Source organism: Actinophytocola sp., assembly GCF_009379765.1.
Taxonomy (GTDB): Bacteria; Actinomycetota; Actinomycetes; order Mycobacteriales; family Pseudonocardiaceae; genus Actinophytocola.
This window is the reverse complement of sequence record NZ_WHTD01000084.1, coordinates 19,449-35,247: the sequence shown is the minus strand read 5'-3', so window position 1 is coordinate 35,247 and position 15,799 is coordinate 19,449. Positions and strand designations below refer to the sequence as shown.

At 72.1% G+C, this 15,799-nt stretch carries 15 protein-coding genes and 1 pseudogene; 10 read left to right on the top strand and 6 right to left on the bottom strand.

The window, feature by feature from the left end:
* Nucleotides 1-473: 473 nt before the first annotated feature.
* From GEV28_RS24305 to GEV28_RS24280, 6 genes are read right to left on the bottom strand one after another with little or no spacing between them, the layout of a single operon-like run.
* On the bottom strand, nt 474-695 hold the full coding sequence (locus tag GEV28_RS24305; RefSeq protein ID WP_291414471.1) for a hypothetical protein: 222 nt from the start codon (nt 693-695) through the stop codon (nt 474-476).
* The gene (locus GEV28_RS24300) at nt 692-1,147 is read right to left on the bottom strand and encodes a hypothetical protein (RefSeq protein ID WP_291414469.1); all 456 of its coding nucleotides are present in this window, start codon (nt 1,145-1,147) and stop codon (nt 692-694) included. Before GEV28_RS24300 ends, GEV28_RS24305 begins: the two co-directional genes overlap by 4 nt.
* A 3-nt stretch (nt 1,148-1,150) precedes the next feature.
* Nucleotides 1,151-2,065 carry an ABC transporter permease gene (locus tag GEV28_RS24295; protein WP_291414467.1) on the bottom strand — a complete coding sequence of 305 codons (915 nt, stop codon included), beginning with the start codon at nt 2,063-2,065 and terminating at the stop codon, nt 1,151-1,153.
* 32 nt (nt 2,066-2,097) lie between these two features.
* A complete protein-coding gene (locus GEV28_RS24290; protein ID WP_291414466.1) occupies nt 2,098-2,337 on the bottom strand; it encodes a hypothetical protein in 240 nt (79 codons plus the stop codon).
* Nucleotides 2,334-3,224 carry an ABC transporter ATP-binding protein gene (locus GEV28_RS24285; protein WP_291414465.1) on the bottom strand — a complete coding sequence of 297 codons (891 nt, stop codon included), beginning with the start codon at nt 3,222-3,224 and terminating at the stop codon, nt 2,334-2,336. Before GEV28_RS24285 ends, GEV28_RS24290 begins: the two co-directional genes overlap by 4 nt.
* Nucleotides 3,221-3,631 carry a GntR family transcriptional regulator gene (locus GEV28_RS24280; RefSeq protein WP_291414463.1) on the bottom strand — a complete coding sequence of 137 codons (411 nt, stop codon included), beginning with the start codon at nt 3,629-3,631 and terminating at the stop codon, nt 3,221-3,223. Before GEV28_RS24280 ends, GEV28_RS24285 begins: the two co-directional genes overlap by 4 nt.
* 211 nt (nt 3,632-3,842) lie before the next feature.
* Here GEV28_RS24280 and GEV28_RS24275 point away from each other — a divergent pair, with 211 nt between their 5' ends.
* The 10 genes and pseudogenes from GEV28_RS24275 (at nt 3,843) to GEV28_RS24230 (ending at nt 15,759) form a co-directional block, all read left to right on the top strand.
* Nucleotides 3,843-5,186 (top strand): hypothetical protein, encoded by a 1,344-nt coding sequence (locus GEV28_RS24275; RefSeq protein ID WP_291414462.1) that lies wholly within the window; start codon nt 3,843-3,845, stop codon nt 5,184-5,186.
* The gene (locus GEV28_RS24270; protein ID WP_291414460.1) at nt 5,183-6,154 is read left to right on the top strand and encodes a glutamate ABC transporter substrate-binding protein; all 972 of its coding nucleotides are present in this window, start codon (nt 5,183-5,185) and stop codon (nt 6,152-6,154) included. The genes GEV28_RS24275 and GEV28_RS24270 overlap by 4 nt, the downstream gene beginning before the upstream one ends.
* Nucleotides 6,155-6,177: 23 nt before the next feature.
* Nucleotides 6,178-7,440, top strand: a complete 1,263-nt coding sequence (locus GEV28_RS24265; RefSeq protein WP_291414459.1) for a hypothetical protein — start codon at nt 6,178-6,180, stop codon at nt 7,438-7,440.
* Nucleotides 7,437-7,859: pseudogene (locus GEV28_RS24260) on the top strand (serine/threonine protein kinase); the annotation flags it as partial. The gene GEV28_RS24265 and the pseudogene GEV28_RS24260, both read left to right, overlap by 4 nt.
* Before the next feature lie 74 nt (nt 7,860-7,933).
* Nucleotides 7,934-9,748 carry a serine/threonine protein kinase gene (locus GEV28_RS24255; protein WP_291414457.1) on the top strand — a complete coding sequence of 605 codons (1,815 nt, stop codon included), beginning with the start codon at nt 7,934-7,936 and terminating at the stop codon, nt 9,746-9,748.
* Nucleotides 9,748-10,773 (top strand): protein phosphatase 2C domain-containing protein, encoded by a 1,026-nt coding sequence (locus GEV28_RS24250; protein ID WP_291414455.1) that lies wholly within the window; start codon nt 9,748-9,750, stop codon nt 10,771-10,773. The genes GEV28_RS24255 and GEV28_RS24250 overlap by 1 nt, the downstream gene beginning before the upstream one ends.
* Nucleotides 10,770-12,131, top strand: a complete 1,362-nt coding sequence (locus tag GEV28_RS24245) for a VWA domain-containing protein (RefSeq protein ID WP_291414454.1) — start codon at nt 10,770-10,772, stop codon at nt 12,129-12,131. The genes GEV28_RS24250 and GEV28_RS24245 overlap by 4 nt, the downstream gene beginning before the upstream one ends.
* A 9-nt stretch (nt 12,132-12,140) precedes the next feature.
* Nucleotides 12,141-12,845 carry an FHA domain-containing protein gene (locus tag GEV28_RS24240; RefSeq protein WP_291414452.1) on the top strand — a complete coding sequence of 235 codons (705 nt, stop codon included), beginning with the start codon at nt 12,141-12,143 and terminating at the stop codon, nt 12,843-12,845.
* A gap of 59 nt (nt 12,846-12,904) precedes the next feature.
* Entirely contained in the window at nt 12,905-13,216 is a 312-nt protein-coding gene (locus GEV28_RS24235; RefSeq protein WP_291414451.1) for a hypothetical protein, read from the top strand.
* 47 nt (nt 13,217-13,263) lie between these two features.
* Entirely contained in the window at nt 13,264-15,759 is a 2,496-nt protein-coding gene (locus GEV28_RS24230) for an RNA helicase (RefSeq protein WP_291414450.1), read from the top strand.
* The last annotated feature ends 40 nt before the right edge of the window (nt 15,760-15,799 follow it).

The following is a 15,799-nucleotide window of genomic DNA, read 5'->3' as shown; positions in this document are numbered from 1 at the left end:
GCTCCGGCGGGAACGCCGCAGTCAGCACCCCGACCCCGACCAGATCCGGCAACCGAACCTGCGTACCCACCTTGACCTGCTGTCCCACTCTCGCCACAACCAAGATCATAACCCCACAGCACCTAAGTTAGCGGCATTGGACGAAGGGCCTGCCCCTGCCGTGCTGTGGTTCGGCGTCCAGCTCGCGGACGGACGCACCGCGAAAACTCTCGATCACGTGCTGACGCCACAGTTGCCCCCCGAGCAGCCGTACTTTGCTGTACTGGGCGGCCCGGGATTCCACATCAGGAGTAATCGTCTCCGAACACAGGAGACTTTGTGGCTCTGGCCACGACCGTCGGAACCCTTCGTACTTACCGCACGGTGGCCGTTGTTCGGCATCACCGGAGCGTTGTTGGAGCTGACTGCCGACGAGCACGGCGCCTGATCCCACGTGACACCACTGGGGCTGACGCGGCAGCGTAGTCGCTGCATCAGCCCCAGTTCTTTGAACCCTTTCTTTGGAATGATCTGCGGCGATGTTGCAAGCCATCGAAATACAACCAAATCCTCGATGCAGCGTCATGCATCAACGGAATAATCCAAACGAACCCCCAGGTTCGATTTCCCAGCGGGGCGAAATCTTGCTCGCCGGCCTGCGACTCTTGCACGGCAGTGGCGTCGAGCACTTCGTCGACGGTGATAGTCGCGATCACCCGCTGAGGGTAGAACGCGGGCGACCAGAATGGCGGGTGTGAGCGGACAACCCGGCGGCGGGTGACCCACGCGGCGTCCACACCCACTGCACCTCGAACTCGTACGCGGCAACCATGGCGGCTGGCGTGGCGTCAGGCCGCCGCGAGGATGTCAACAGCCGCGATAGCAACGCAGACCCCGTTTCACCGGCGGGGCAGGTGCAGGTTCGGGCGCGGCCGTCGACGTCGTAGACCGCGTCCCCGCGCGAGGACACGGCGACCCAAGCCGCAGGTCGGGAGGCCCGCGTGATGGCGGCGAGGTCGATGACCTCGACCGCCTCGATGACCTGTGCGGGTTTGTAGGCGCTGAGGTCCGCGGACTTGGCGGCCAGCAGGAAGGCGCCGGCGCCGAGTAGTGCCATCGCGGTGACGAGCACCTGCAGTCGATGTTGCCGCCAGGTCAGCCACAGCATGGCTCAGACCGACCATCGGGCGACGCGCTGGTAGCTCACCCCCGCAAGCAGCACGGCACCGGCCAGCAGCAGGCCCGCCTCCGTCCACTGGAAGCGCCAGTACCGGTCGGCCGGGTGGACGTAGGTGACCATGCGGTAGCCGCTCTCCCGCAGGCAGCCCGCGAAGGTGGGCGGTGGCACGTCCTCGCACGTGGGCAAGGGGCCGTCGGTGGTCTCCGTGCCGTCGGGGGCGAGCCAGCCGCTGCCCGCCAGCAGCACGTCGTCGGCCGGGAGTCGGGGCGACTCCTGGATCTCCTGCACGATCCGGTCGGGCGTCGCGTAGTCCCCGCGCAGACCCATGACGGCGAAGAGGACCACGAAGAACACCGCGAGCGTCACCGCCATCGCCGGCAGCAGCCGGCGGAACAGGGCGCCGCCGGCGACCCCGAGCATGAACCCGAACAGCCACCAGCCGCCCGCCACGACACCCGTGGTCGTGAACATCCCGCGGTCACCGAACCGGCGGGCGAAGTCCGACCCGGCGAAGGTCGCGTTCCAGGCCTCGACCATCGCGCCGAGCGCCAGGCCGCACAGGGCGACCGCGAGGGCGAGCCAAGCCAGCTTCGCGGTGACCCACCGGCGCCGGGTCACCGACTGGGTCCACGCCAGCACGAGCGTGCCGCGCTCGGCCTCCCGCCCCAGCAACGGGGCGCCCCAGAACAGGCCGATCAGCACCGGCGCGGCGGGTAGCCAGGTGAGCACCTGGTAAAGCAGCTCGTACCGCTCCTCCAGCACCCGGTCGAGCTCCGTACCGGACAGCTCGGCCTTGGCGTCGACGGTGCCGAGTCCTTGGACGAGCAGCACCACGCCGAGCACGGCCAGCACCCCCACCGTCACGAGGACCTGCATCCGGTGCTGCCGGAAGGTGAGCCAGAACATGAGTCTCCAATGTGGATGGATGGACGGATGGATCAGGACACGCGGCGAGCGGACGGAACGTTCCGGTCGACGCCGATCCCGGTGGTGCCCGACCATCGGTCGCCATGGGCGATGTCGATGTGCGCGAGGCGACCCGCGGCCGGCTCGCCGGCGAACCCCGCCGACCACGCGCCGACCGCGAAGCCGGCGAGGCTCACCACCACCCCCAGTCCCCCCGAGCGCCGCGCCGCAGCGACGTCGGTCGGTGTCCGGTGCCAGGTGAGCCAGATCATGGAGCACTCGCGAGCGCGGGCCGCGGCAGCGACGCCGAGTCGGGCCGGCGCAGGTACGCGAGCACCAACTCCTCCAGGCCGACCCCGCGCGTCGTCCACCGCGGGTCGAGCGCGGGCGACCCGTCCCGCACGAGCAGGGTCGCCAGCCGGTCGGTGCGGCTGTCGTCCACCGTGGTCAGCCGGCTCGCGACGCCGTCGGCGAGCTCGGCCGGGCCGGTCAGCAGCCGGTGGCCGGCGAGCAGCTCCTCGATGTCGCCGCTCATCTGCACCCGCCCGCCGTTGAGCACGACGAGCCAGTCGCAGGTGTTCTCCAGGTCCGACACCACGTGCGAGGAGAGCACCACGGTCAGCTCGGTCTCGGCGACCGCGGCCATCAGCCCGCGCATGACCTCGTGGCGCGCCAACGGATCCAGGTTCGACAGCGGCTCGTCGAGCAGCAGCAGCTCGGGCCGCTTGGCCAGCGCCACGGTCAGCGCGACCTGCGCCTGCTGGCCGCCGGAGAGCTTGCCGACCTTGCGGTCCAGCGGAATGTCGAGCTCGGTCAGCCGCCGCTCGGCGAGCCCCTGGTCCCACCCCGGGTTCAGGTGCCGGCCGAACCGCAGCATGTCGGCCACCGAGAACCCGTCGTACAAGGGCTTGGCCTGCGCGAGGAACGCGATCCTGGCGAGCGCCTCCGGGTCGCGGTCGACCGCCGCGCCGAGCACCTCGACGGTCCCCGCGGTCGGCGTCAGCAGCCCGACCGCCAGGTGCAGCAACGTCGTCTTTCCGGCACCGTTCGGCCCGACCAGCGCGACCACCCGCCCGGCCGGCACCGACAGCGAGCAGTCCCGCAGCGCCCAGGTGCGCCGGTACCTCTTCCCCAACCCGGTCGCGGTCAACACCGTCATGCCGTGTCCTCCCCTGAGCGATCCGTCAAGCGAAACGAGTCCAGCACCACCGAGGCGAACAGCGCCTCCACGTCCTCCGGGTCCAGGCCCGCCGACCGGGCGTCGCGCACCCAGCCGGCGAGCGCGGCACGCAGCCGCGCGTGCTCGGTCACCGACGCGCCGCCGAGCGAGCGCTGCACGAAGGTGCCGAGCCCTGGCCGGCCGGCCACCAGTCCCTCGCGTTCCAGCTCCCGGTACGCCTTCAGCACGGTGTTCGGGTTGATCGCCAACTGGTCGACGACCTCCTTCGCGGTCGGCAGCCGGTCCCCCGGCCGCAGCGCACCCAGCCGCAACGCGTGTTTGACCTGGTGCACGAGCTGCATGTAGGTCGCGACGCCGGAGCCTCGATCAAGCCTGAAGTCGATCAACTCCAACACCCTTTCACTAATGAAGTAGTGAAATACTGGATGGTGTTCGAAACGTTGTCAAGCAGGCGGGGCGCATTCCGGCCAAAGCCGCTCGGGGTCCGTGCGGCACGGACTAGGCTGACGATCACCGTCGGGGGAAGGTACGGCCCGGTCGTGGCCGTTCGGAAAGGTGCGCACTGTTGATCGCCACTCACCCACGGGCGGGCCGACCATGAGCGCTCCCGTCATCGCGCCACCGGCGGACCCGCCACGCAAGCCCGGCCGGGTCACCGAGCTGAACGAGCTCGCCAGGACGACGCCCGGCCTCCTGACAGTGCTCACCGTCGTGCTGGTCGCGGTCGGCGCGCTGGTCGGCGTGTTCACCGCGATCAGCGTGCAGGCCCGCGCCACCGCGCTCGACGACCTCACCACCCGCAGCGGCCCGCTCAGCGTCGCCGCGCAGGAGATCTACCGGTCGCTGTCCGACGCCGACGCCACCGCGACGAGCGCGTTCCTGGCCGGCGGTGAGGAGCCCGCCGACCAGCGCTCCCGGTACGAGACCGACATCGCCCAGGCCGAGAACGCGGTCGCGGTCGCGGTCGCCGCGCGCGAGCCCGCGGACATCACCGCCGAAGGCAGCCCGCTCGCCACCCTGTCCGCGCAGCTGTCCGTCTACACCGGACTCATCGAGACCGCGCGGGCCAACAACCACCAGGGCCTGCCGGTCGGCGCGGCCTACCAGCGCGAGGCGTCGAACCTGATGCGCACGCAGCTGCTGCCCGCCGCCGAGGAGCTCTACCGCGGCGAGACCGCGCAGCTCGCCGCCGACCAGGACGCGGCGGGCGGCTTCCCGTTCCTGGAGCTCCTGCTCGGCGTGATCGCGCTGGCCGTGCTGATCATCGCCCAGGTGTTCGTGCGGCGGGCCACCAACCGCGTGTTCAACGTCGGCCTCGTCGTCGCCACGGTCGCGGCGCTGATCTCGCTGCTCTGGACGATGGTCGCCACGTTCGGCGTGATGACCAACGTCGACCAGAGCCGCGAGTCCGGCTCGGCGAAGGTCGACCATCTCGCCCAGACCCGCATCGCCACGCTCACCGCGCGGGCCGACGAGACGCTCACCCTGGTCGCCCGGGGCAGCGGCGCCCAGTTCGAGGAGGACTACGTCGAGGTCGCCGGGGAGCTCGACGGCAAGGACGGCTCGACGGGCCGGCTCGACCTCGCCTCGGCGGACGCGATCAACGACGAGGCACGCGGGCACATCGAGGACGCGCGGCAGGCCTGGGACCAGTGGAGCGAGGTGCACCAGCAGATCCGCGCGGCCGACGACGGCGGCCAGTACACCGAGGCGGTGCAGCTCGCCATCGGCCCGGCGGAGGACGGCGCCACGGCCCGGTTCGACGAGGTCGACAAGGGCCTCTCCGAGGCGATCGCGCTGACCACGCAAAGCTTCGACGACGAGGTGTCGCAGGCGAGCAACGCGGTCACCGGCACGGTCATCGGGGTGGTCCTGCTCGCCGCGATCATGGCCGCCGGCTCCGTGGCCGGCATCTGGCAGCGGCTCAAGGAGTACCGATGAACCGCCGGAAACTGACCGCCGTCCTGGTCGGCGCGCTGCTCCTCGTCGCGGGCTGCGGCGCCGACGAGGCGGTCCCGCCCACCGAGGTCACCGCGAAGGTGCCGCTGCCGGCCGGCGCGACGGAGCTCACCGAGCCGCCGGAGGCACCGGCTGCCGAGGACTGCGGCGACCCGACCGCGAGCCTGCGCCCGGGTTCGCTGCCGGCGCCGAACGCGCTGCCGCCCGGCTCGACGATGGCCAAGATCCGGGCCAAGGGCAAGCTGGTCGTCGGCGTGGACCAGAACACCTACCGGTTCGGCTACCGCGACCCGTTCACCGGCAGCGTCGAGGGCTTCGACATCGACATGGCGAAGGCGATCGCGCGGGCGATCTTCGGCAACGACAAGGCCCTCCAGCTGCGCATCCTCACCTCCGCCCAGCGCATCCCGGCGCTGAAGGCGGGCGACGTGGACATCGTCATCCGGACCATGTCGATCAACTGCGACCGGCTCAAGGACGTCGACTTCTCGTCGGTCTACTACGAGGCGGGCCAGCGGGTGCTGGTGAAGGAGGCGTCCGGGTACACCGGCATCGACTCGCTCGGCGGCAAGCGGGTGTGCGCCACCGACGGGTCGACCTCGCTGCGCAACATCGCCGCCGCGGACAGCAAGCCCGTCCCGGTAAAGGTGTCGGACTGGACCGACTGCCTGGTGATGCTGCAGCAGAACCAGGTCGACGCGGTGTCCACCGACGACACGATCCTGGCCGGGCTCCGCGCGCAGGACCCGTTCACCCAGATGGTCGGCGACCCCTTCTACAACGAGCCGTACGGCATGGCGATGCCCAAGGGGCAGCCGGAGTTCGTGCGGTTCGTGAACGCCGTGATCGAGCGGATGCGCACCGACGGAAGCTGGCAGGCCACGTACGACAAGTGGCTCTCCGGGCTGCTCGACCCGGCTTCGCCGCCGGCGGCGAAGTACAAGGACTGAGCCGGCATGGGTATACCGGAGACATGGACAGGCTCGGGGACATGCGCGGTGCGGTGCTGAGCCGCGAGGAGGTCGACCGCGCCCTGGACCGGCTCGGCGCGGACAGCGACCGGATCGCCGCGTCGCTGGTCGAGATGGACGGCCACGCCGGGCACCAGCTGCTGCGCGGGGCCACGCTCACCGGCGACACGGAGCGGCGCTGGGCAGAGGTGAGCGCCGCGATGGCCACCCTGTGGGAGCAGTTCGCCACCTACCGCGGGCTCGTCGACCGGGCCCGCGAGGTGCGGGCCCAACGCGCCCGGCCCGGCGACGACGAGCTGGCCGAGCTGACCGCGCTCCTCACCGATCCGGTGGTGGAGCTGGACTCCCAGCAGATCCCGATCGAGCGGCGCGGGCTCACCGGCGCGGCCGAGGTGACCCAGCGGATCACCGTCGACGAGCTGCTCGACCGGATGAAGACCTCCTTCGCCATGGTCACCGACGTGCTCGCCACCGCGGAGACCGCGTGGTCGGCGGCGATCGGCCGGCTCGAACCGCTGGAGCAGGACCTGCACGCGGTGTCCGTGCAGGCGGAGTCGGTGGCCGCGGTCGACAAGGGCGTGGCCGCCGAGGTCAACCGGCTGCGGGCCGACCTCGACGCGGCCCGCGAGCTCGTGCTCACCGACGTGCTGACCGCGGCCCGCAAGCACCCGCTGTCCGGGCTCGCGACCCGGCTCACCACGCTGCGCACCCGGCTGGCCGAGCTGACCGCCGTGCGCGACTCCTTCGACGGCCGGCTCGCCGCGCTCGACGCGACGCTGTCCGACATCGAGGCCGCCGAGGCGACCGCCCGGCAGACCTACGCCGCGGTCGTCGAGAAGATCGCGAACCCGGGCCTGCCCGAACCGGCCGCGGGCGGCTCCGCCCGGCTGCGCCCGAGAATCCAGGCACTCACCGGCAAGCGTGACGCCGGCGACTGGGCCGGGCTCGCCGCCGAGGCCGACACGCTCGACCGGGACGCCGCCGACGCCCTCGGCGCGGCCCGGCGGTCGCTGCGCGCGGTCGGCGGGCTGCTCGACCGGCGCGCGGAGCTGCGCGGCCGGCTCGACGCCTACCGGGTGAAGGCCGCGCGCCTCGGCTACGGCGAGGACCTGGCGCTGGAGAAGCTGCACGGCGCGGCGCGGGAGCTGCTGCACACCGCGCCCTGCGACCTGCCGGCCGCCACCCGCGCACTCAACCGCTACCAGCAGGCTTTGCAGGACCGGGAGCGCCCGCCGCACCCGGCTTCCGAGGAGGGGTCCGAATGACCGCATGCCCCCGGCCCGGTTGTACCGGCAGCATCGACGAGGACGGCTTCTGCGACACGTGCGGCCTCGAGGCACCCGCGGGCGCGGCGAGCACTCCCACGCCGCCCGCGAACGGGGACGTCTCGACGCCCAGCGCCCGCACGGGCAGTGTCCGGACCGGCAGCGCGCGCACCGGCAGCGTCTCGTGGACGACGTCGTCCGGCGCGGTGACCACCAGCTCGCGGCGCGGCTCGGCCCGCTCGTCGAGCCGTGGCCTGCTCGGCGCCGGCCTGGTCGAGATCCCGCGGGTGCCCTACCGGGACCCGAAGGCCGCGGTGCTCTCGGACCCGAAGGTGCCCGAGGACAAGCGGTTCTGCAGCAACTGCGGCACCAAGGTCGGCCGCGGCCGGGACGGCGGCCCCGGCCGGCCGGAGGGCTTCTGCACCAAGTGCGGGCACCGGTTCTCGTTCACGCCCAAGCTCTCCCCCGGCGAGGTCTGCACGACCAGTACGAGGTGCTCGGCTGCCTCGCGCACGGTGGCCTCGGCTGGATCTACCTCGCGCTCGACCGCGCGGTCGCCGACCGGTGGGTGGTGCTCAAGGGCCTGCTGGACACCGGTGACGCGGACGCGATGGCCGCGGCGGTGGCCGAGAAGCGCTTCCTCGCCGAGGTCGAGCACCCGAACATCGTCAAGATCCACAACTTCGTGCAGCACCACGACGCCCAGACGAGCTCGCTGGTCGGCTACATCGTGATGGAGTACGTCGGCGGCCAGTCGATCAAGGACATGATCAAGGAGATCCGCCGGACCGAGGGCGCGGCCGCGTGCCTGCCGCTGCCCCGGGCGATCGCCTTCGTGCTGGAGATGCTGCCGCCGATCGGCTACCTGCACACCCTCGACCTGCTGTTCTGCGACTTCAAGCCGGACAACGTGATCCAGACCGAGGAGCAGCTCAAGCTCATCGACCTCGGCGCGGTGCGCCACGTCGACGACGAGGACAGCGCGGTCTACGGCACCGTCGGCTACCAGGCGCCGGAGATCGCGAGCGCGGGCCCGTCGATGTCCGCGGACCTCTACACGATCGGCCGCACGCTCGCGGTGATGACGTTCTCGTTCGACTTCCAGCGCGAGCACCAGGCCACGCTGCCCTCGCCCGCAGAGGAGCCGCTGCTCGCCGAGTTCGAGTCCTACGACCGGCTGCTGCGCCGGGCCACCGCGCACGAGCCGAGCGCCCGGTTCACCTCCGCCGAGGAGATGAAGGACCAGCTCACCGGCGTGCTGCGAGAGGTGATGGCGGCCGAGGACGGTGCGCCGCGGCCCGGCCCGTCGACCGAGTTCACCCCGGAGCGGCGCTCGTTCGGCATCCGGACCGAGGCGGAGCCGCTGGACCTCGCGGCCGTCGTCGGGATGCTGCCGGTGCCCCGGATGGACGGCTCCGACCCGGCCGCCGCGTTCCTCGCCACCCTCACCTCGACCGACCCGAAGTCACTGGTCGACGAGCTCGAACACGCCCCGCAGGCGACGGTGGAGGTCCGGCTGCGGGCCGCGCGGGCCCACATCGAGCTCGGCGACCTGGCGACCGCCCGGCGGGGGCTCGCCGACCTCACCCGCGACGCCACCGACCTCGACCGGACGTGGCTGATCGACTGGCATCAGGGCCTGGCCGCGCTCACCGAGGGCAAGCCGGCCGAGGCGCGGGTGCTGTTCGACCGGGTCTACTCGGCGGTGCCGGGTGAGGCCGCGGCCAAGCTCGCGATCGCGCTGTGCGCGGAGGCCACCGGCGACTGGCCGGCCGCGGACCACTACTACCGGACCGTGTGGCGCACCGACCGGGCCTACGTCAGCGCCGCGTTCGGGCTGGCCAGGGCCCTGCTCGCGCGCGGCGAGCGGCTTGAGGCGGTGGACGTGCTGAGCTCGGTGCCGGAGACGTCGAGCCATTACGTCGCCGCCCAGCTCGCCGCGATCCGGGCACGCACCCGGGTGGATGCCGCGGGCGACCTGACGGAGGAGGATCTGGTGGCCGCCGGCACGCAGCTGGCGGACCTGGAGATCGACGCGGAGCGCCGGGCGCACGCGTCCGGTGAGGTGTTGGACGCCGCCTACCGGTGGCTCCTCGCCGGCAACGGTGGACCGGCTGGCGGGCAGGCTGACGGGCAGGCTGGTGGGCGACCGATGGGCACGGTGCTCGGCTGCACGCTGACCGAGGAGGATCTGCGGACCGGCCTCGAGAAGTGCTACCGCACGCTGGCCCGGCACGCGGACAACACGAGGGAGCGCATCGCATTGGTGGACACGGCCAACCGGATCCGGCCCAGGACGTGGGTGTGATGACCTGCCCCAACTGCGGTGAGGCCGTCGGGGCCAAGGACCGGTTCTGCGAGGGCTGCGGCACGAGCCTGCTGGTCACCCGCACGCCGGCGGGCGGCCCGCTCGGCGCGGCGGGCGGTGGTGCCGGCGCCGGTGCGTGCGTGGCCTGCGGCGGGGCCGACGTCGGCGCGGACGGGTTCTGCGAGGACTGCGGGCGCGCCCAGCCGGCGGGGCGGGACCGGATGGAGTGCGACCTCGGGCTCGTTGCCGGGATCAGCGACAAGGGCGCCCGCCGGGCACGCAACGAGGACTCGATGGCGTTCGGCGTGGTGGCGGGCGAGACCCCGACGGTCGTCGCCGTGGTGTGCGACGGCGTGGCCACCTCCGACCGCGCGGACAACGCCTCCCAGGCCGCCGTCGACGAGGCCACCGACGTGTTGCTGGACGCCGTGCTCGACGGCAAGGACGCCGACGGCGCCACCCGGGCCGCGGTGGCGCGGGCCGTCGAGGTGGTCGCCACGCTCGCCGACCCGACGGTGCCGGGCACCGCGCCGTCGTGCACCTACGTCTCCGCGGTGGTCACGCCCACCGAGGTGACCGTCGGTTGGGTCGGCGACAGCCGCATCTACTGGCTCGCCTCCGCCGGCCCGTCGCGTGCGCTCACCATCGACGACACGGTCGCCACCGAGCTCGTGGCCGAGGGCATGAGCGAGGAGGAGGCCATGTCGGTGCACCAGGCGCACGCGCTGTCCAAGTGGATCGGCGCGGACGCGGGCGACGTCGAGCCGCGGACGCTCACCGTGGCGCCGGACGGCCCCGGGCTCGTACTGCTGTGCAGCGACGGGCTGTGGAACTACCTGCCGGAGGCACAGGCGCTGGTCGACGCCCTGCCCGGGGACGACGGCGCGGCCCTGACCGAGGTGGACCTGCTGGCCGCGGCGAGCGAGCTGACGCGGGTCGCGTTGGCGCTCGGCGGCCACGACAACATCACGACGGTGCTCGTGCCGTTCCCCCCGAACCCTGATTCCCCGAGGAGCGAGTCATGAGTGGAGCACCGGAGTTCGCGGTCGAGATCTACCAGAACGAGTACCTGTCGGTCGGGGCCACCGAGGTCAACTCGATCATCACGGTCACCGCCACCGGCGGTGCGGCGCAGGCCGGCACCGCGGCGCCGGCCGGGTCGACGGCCGAGGTGATCATCGTCGACTGTTCCGGGTCGATGCACGTGCCGAGCACGAAGCTGTCCTCGGCCAAGCAGGCCACCGCGGCGGCCATCGACACGCTGCGCGACGGCGTCCTGTTCGCGGTGATCGCCGGCACCGACGAGGCCAGGCTGGTCTACCCCTACCGGCACGACCTGGAGGTCGCGAACGCGCAGACCCGGGCCGAGGCCAAGCAGGCGGTGACGAAGCTGCAGGCCAACGGCGGCACGGCGATCGGCAAGTGGCTGCGCCTCGCGGACAGCGTGTTCGCCACCAGGACCAGCTCGATGCGGCACGCGATCCTGCTCACCGACGGCCAGAACATGCACGAGACGCCGCGCCAGCTCACCCGCACCATCGAGGCGGTGACCGGCCACTTCGTCTGCGACTGCCGCGGCGTCGGCACCGACTGGGAGGTCAAGGAGCTGCGCACGATCGCCGACACGTTGCTCGGCACGGTCGACATCGTGGCCGAGCCGGAGGGCTTGGAGGCCGACTTCCGCGCGATGGCGGCGCAGGCGATGGACAAGGCGGTCGCCGACGTGTCGCTGCGGCTGTGGACCCCGCAGGGCGCCACGATCAAGTTCGTCAAGCAGGTCGAGCCGACGCTGTCCGACCTCACGTCGCGGCGCACCGAGGTGCCCCCGCGCAGCGGCGACTACCCCACCGGCTCGTGGGGTTCGGAGACCCGCGACTACCACGTGTGCGTGCAGGTGCCGGCCGCGGCGACCGGCGAGAAGATGCTGGCCGGGCGGGTGAGCCTGGTGCTGCCGGGTGCGGACGGCTCGGAGACCGTGGTGGGCAAGGGCAACATCCTCGCGGTGTGGACCGACGACACGGCGCTGTCGACGCGGATCAACCGGGAGGTCGCGCACTACACCGGGCAGGCCGAGCTCGCCGACGCCATCCAGGAGGGCCTGGAGGCACGCAAGGCCGGTGACGTCGAGACCGCCACCGCCAAGCTGGGTCGCGCGGTGAAGCTCGCCACCGAGACCGGCCACTCCGACACCGCGAAGCTCCTGGCCAAGGTCGTCGACGTCGAGGACGCCAAGACCGGCACCGTCCGGCTCAAGCGCAAGGTCGCCGCGGTGGACGAGATGACCCTGGACACCCGGTCCAGCAAGACGATGCGGGTGCGCAAGAAGTCGGCCGACAGCGCTGACGGCACCGCCGACGCCGCCGGCTCGGCCGACGAGAGCTGAGAGGCGCCCATGCCGACGTGTCCCGCTGGCCACGACTCCGCCGACGACGAGTTCTGCGACGTCTGCGGCCGGGAGATGGACGGCCCCGCGCCCGCGGCCGCTGCCGGCAGTTCCGCGCCGGCCGCGGTGAGCGCACCGGACGCGCCGCCGGCGGGCGCGACCTGCCAGGCCTGCGGGGCGCCGCTCGCCGGCCGGTTCTGCGAGGCGTGCGGGCACGACTCGCTGACCGCGCCCCCGGCCGCTCCCCCCACCCCGCCCGAGCCCGTGCCCGTGCCCGCGCGGCCCGCCGACCGGCTGCCCGACGGCACCGCGTGGACCGCCACGGTCAGCGCGGACCGGACCTACTACGACACCGTGATGGCCGCCGAGGGTCCGGACGCCGGCCGCATCGGGTTCCCGCCGTTCTGCCCGGACCGGCACTTTCCGTTGCAGGGCAAGCAGATCAGCATCGGCCGGCAGAGCCGCAGCCGCGGCATCAGCCCGGACATCGACCTCACCGGCCCGCCGGAGGACCCGGGCGTGTCCCACCTGCACGCGCTGCTCGTGGCCCAGCCGGACGGTTCGTGGGCGGTCGTGGACCTCGACTCGGCCAACGGCGTGTCGGTCAACGACGAGCCGAACCCGTTGCGCCCCAACGCCCCGCGGCCGCTGGTCGACGGCGACCGGTGCTACCTGGGCGCGTGGACCCGGATCACGCTACGCCTGAGCCGGTGACGGCCGCTCGAGAGCGGGTGTCGGGAGGAGTCCCGACCGCGCGTTCCTAGAGTGAGGGCATGCCCGCCTGCGACATCTGCAACGCCTCGCCCGGACCGGACGCCAAGCGCTACCCCGCCAAGCAGCTCCGCGCCGCCGCCGACGGCGGCTACCGGCCGCGTGCGGTCGTCGACGGGTTCCAGGCGGTGGCCGCCCGGCTCGGCGTTGGCGACGCCGACCCCTGGGGCACCTGGCTCGACATCGTCCGGCGGGACCGGTCGGACTGGCTGCTGTGCCGCCCGTGCGCCGCCGACCTGGACAACCACCTCCGCAAGGTCGCGGCCGGGCCGCTGCCGCCGCGGCGGCGTGGCCTGTTCGGCCGTCGGCCCTAGACCGGGTCGCGGTGGTGTCGGGCCGATCAGGCACGATCGGTGGCACCATGACACTCATCGAGGCGCTGCCGGCCACCCCCGACCCGGACTCCCTGTTCGACGCGTTCAGCACGTGGGCGGAGGGTCAGGGACTGTCGCTGTACCCGGCGCAGCAGGAGGCGATGATCGAGATCGTCTCCGGGTCGAACGTGATCCTGTCGACGCCCACCGGGTCCGGGAAGAGCCTGGTCGCCACCGGCGCGCACTTCGTCGCGCTGGCCGACAAGCAGCGCACGTTCTACACGGCGCCGATCAAGGCATTGGTGTCGGAGAAGTTCTTCGCGCTGTGCGAGGTCTTCGGCGCGGTCAACGTCGGCATGCTCACCGGCGACTCCAGCGTCAACCCGGGCGCGCCGATCATCTGCTGCACGGCGGAGATCCTGGCCAACATCGCGCTGCGCGAGGGCCCGGGCGCCGATGTCGGCCAGGTCGTGATGGACGAGTTCCACTTCTACGCCGAGCCCGACCGCGGCTGGGCCTGGCAGGTGCCGCTGCTGGAGCTGCCGAGGGCACAGTTCCTGCTGATGTCGGCGACGCTGGGCGACGTGAGCTTCTTCGAGAAGGACCTCACCCGGCGCACCGGCCGGGCCACGGCGGTGGTCGCCTCTGCGCAGCGGCCGGTCCCGCTGTTCTACTCCTTCCGGCTCACCCCGCTGCACGAGACGATCGAGGAGCTCCTGTCGACCAACCAGGCGCCGATCTACGTCGTGCACTTCACCCAGGCATCGGCGCTGGAGCGGGCGCAGTCGCTGATGAGCGTCAACGTGTGCACCCGCGAGGACAAGGACCGGATCGCCGCGCTGATCGGCAACTTCCGGTTCACCGCCGGTTTCGGCAAGACGCTGTCCCGGCTGGTGCGGCACGGGATCGGCGTGCACCACGCCGGCATGCTGCCGAAGTACCGCAGGCTCGTCGAGCGGCTGGCGCAGGCCGGGCTGATGAAGATCGTGTGCGGCACCGACACGCTCGGCGTGGGCATCAACGTTCCGATCAGGACGGTGGTGTTCACCGCGCTGTCCAAGTACGACGGTCAGCGGGTGCGGCTGCTCAAGGCCCGCGAGTTCCACCAGATCGCCGGCCGCGCGGGCCGGGCGGGCTACGACACGGTCGGCAACGTCGTCGTGCAGGCGCCCGAGCACGTGATCGAGAACGAGAAGGCGCTGGCCAAGGCGGGCGACGACCCGAAGAAGCGGCGCAAGGTGGTGCGGAAGAAGCCGCCGGAGGGCTCGATCGGCTGGGGCGAGCCGACCTTCCAGCGCCTGGTCGAGGCCGAGCCGGAGCCGTTGACGTCGAGCTTCCAGGTGAGCCACGCCATGCTGCTCAACGTGATCGGGCGCCCGGGCGACGCCTTCACCGCGATGCGTCACCTGCTGGAGGACAACCACGAGGACCGGCCGGCGCAGCGCAAGCTCATCCGCCGGGCCATCGCGATCTACCGCGCGCTGCTGGCCGCGGGCGTGGTCGAGAAGCTCGACGAGCCGGACGAGCAGGGCCGCTCGGTGCGCCTGACCGTCGACCTGCAGCTGGACTTCGCGCTGAACCAGCCCCTGTCACCGCTGGCGCTGGCGACGATCGAGCTGCTGAACCGCGACGAGCCCTCCTACCCGCTGGACGTGCTGTCGGTCATCGAGTCCACTTTGGAGGATCCGCGGCAGGTGCTGTCGGCCCAGCAGTTCAAGGCGCGGGGCGAGGCCGTGCAGGCGATGAAGGCCGAGGGCATCGAGTACGACGACCGGATGGTGCTGCTGGAGGACGTGTCGCACCCGAAGCCCTTGGCGGAGCTGCTGCACGCGGCGTACGAGACGTATCGCGGCGGCCACCCGTGGGTCGCCGACTACCACCTGTCGCCGAAGTCGGTGGCCCGCGACATGTTCGAGCGGGCCATGACGTTCGTGGAGTACGTGGGCTTCTACCAGCTGGCTCGCAGCGAGGGCATGGTGCTGCGCTATCTCGCGGACACGTACAAGGCGCTGCGCCAGACCGTCCCCACCGAGGCGAAGACCGAGGAGCTGGGCGATCTCATCGAGTGGCTGGGCGAGCTGGTCCGCCAGGTCGACTCGAGCCTGCTGGACGAGTGGGAGAAGCTGACCAACCCGACCGACGACGTCGAGGCGGTCGACGACCGGGCCCCCGCGGTGACGGCGAACACCCGCGCGTTCCGCGTCCTGGTCAGGAACGCCCTGTTCCACCGCGTGCAGCTGGCCGCCCGGCGCGCCTACGGCGAGCTGGGCGCGCTGGACGCCGAGTCCGGCTGGGACGCCGACGCGTGGGCCGACGCGCTGGACCCGTACTTCGACACCCACCGCGAGATCGGCACCGGCCCGGACGCCCGCGGCCCGAAGTTCCTCATCATCGACCAGCAACCCGACCGCTGGCAGGTCCGCCAGATCTTCGACGACCCCGCGGGCGACCGGGACTGGGGCTTCACCGCCGACATCGACCTGGCCGAGTCGGACGAGGCAGGCGCCGCCGCCGTGCTGATCACGAACGCCGGCCAACTCTGACCCCTTCCCGCCCCCCGACACCCGCGAGTCCAACACCCAG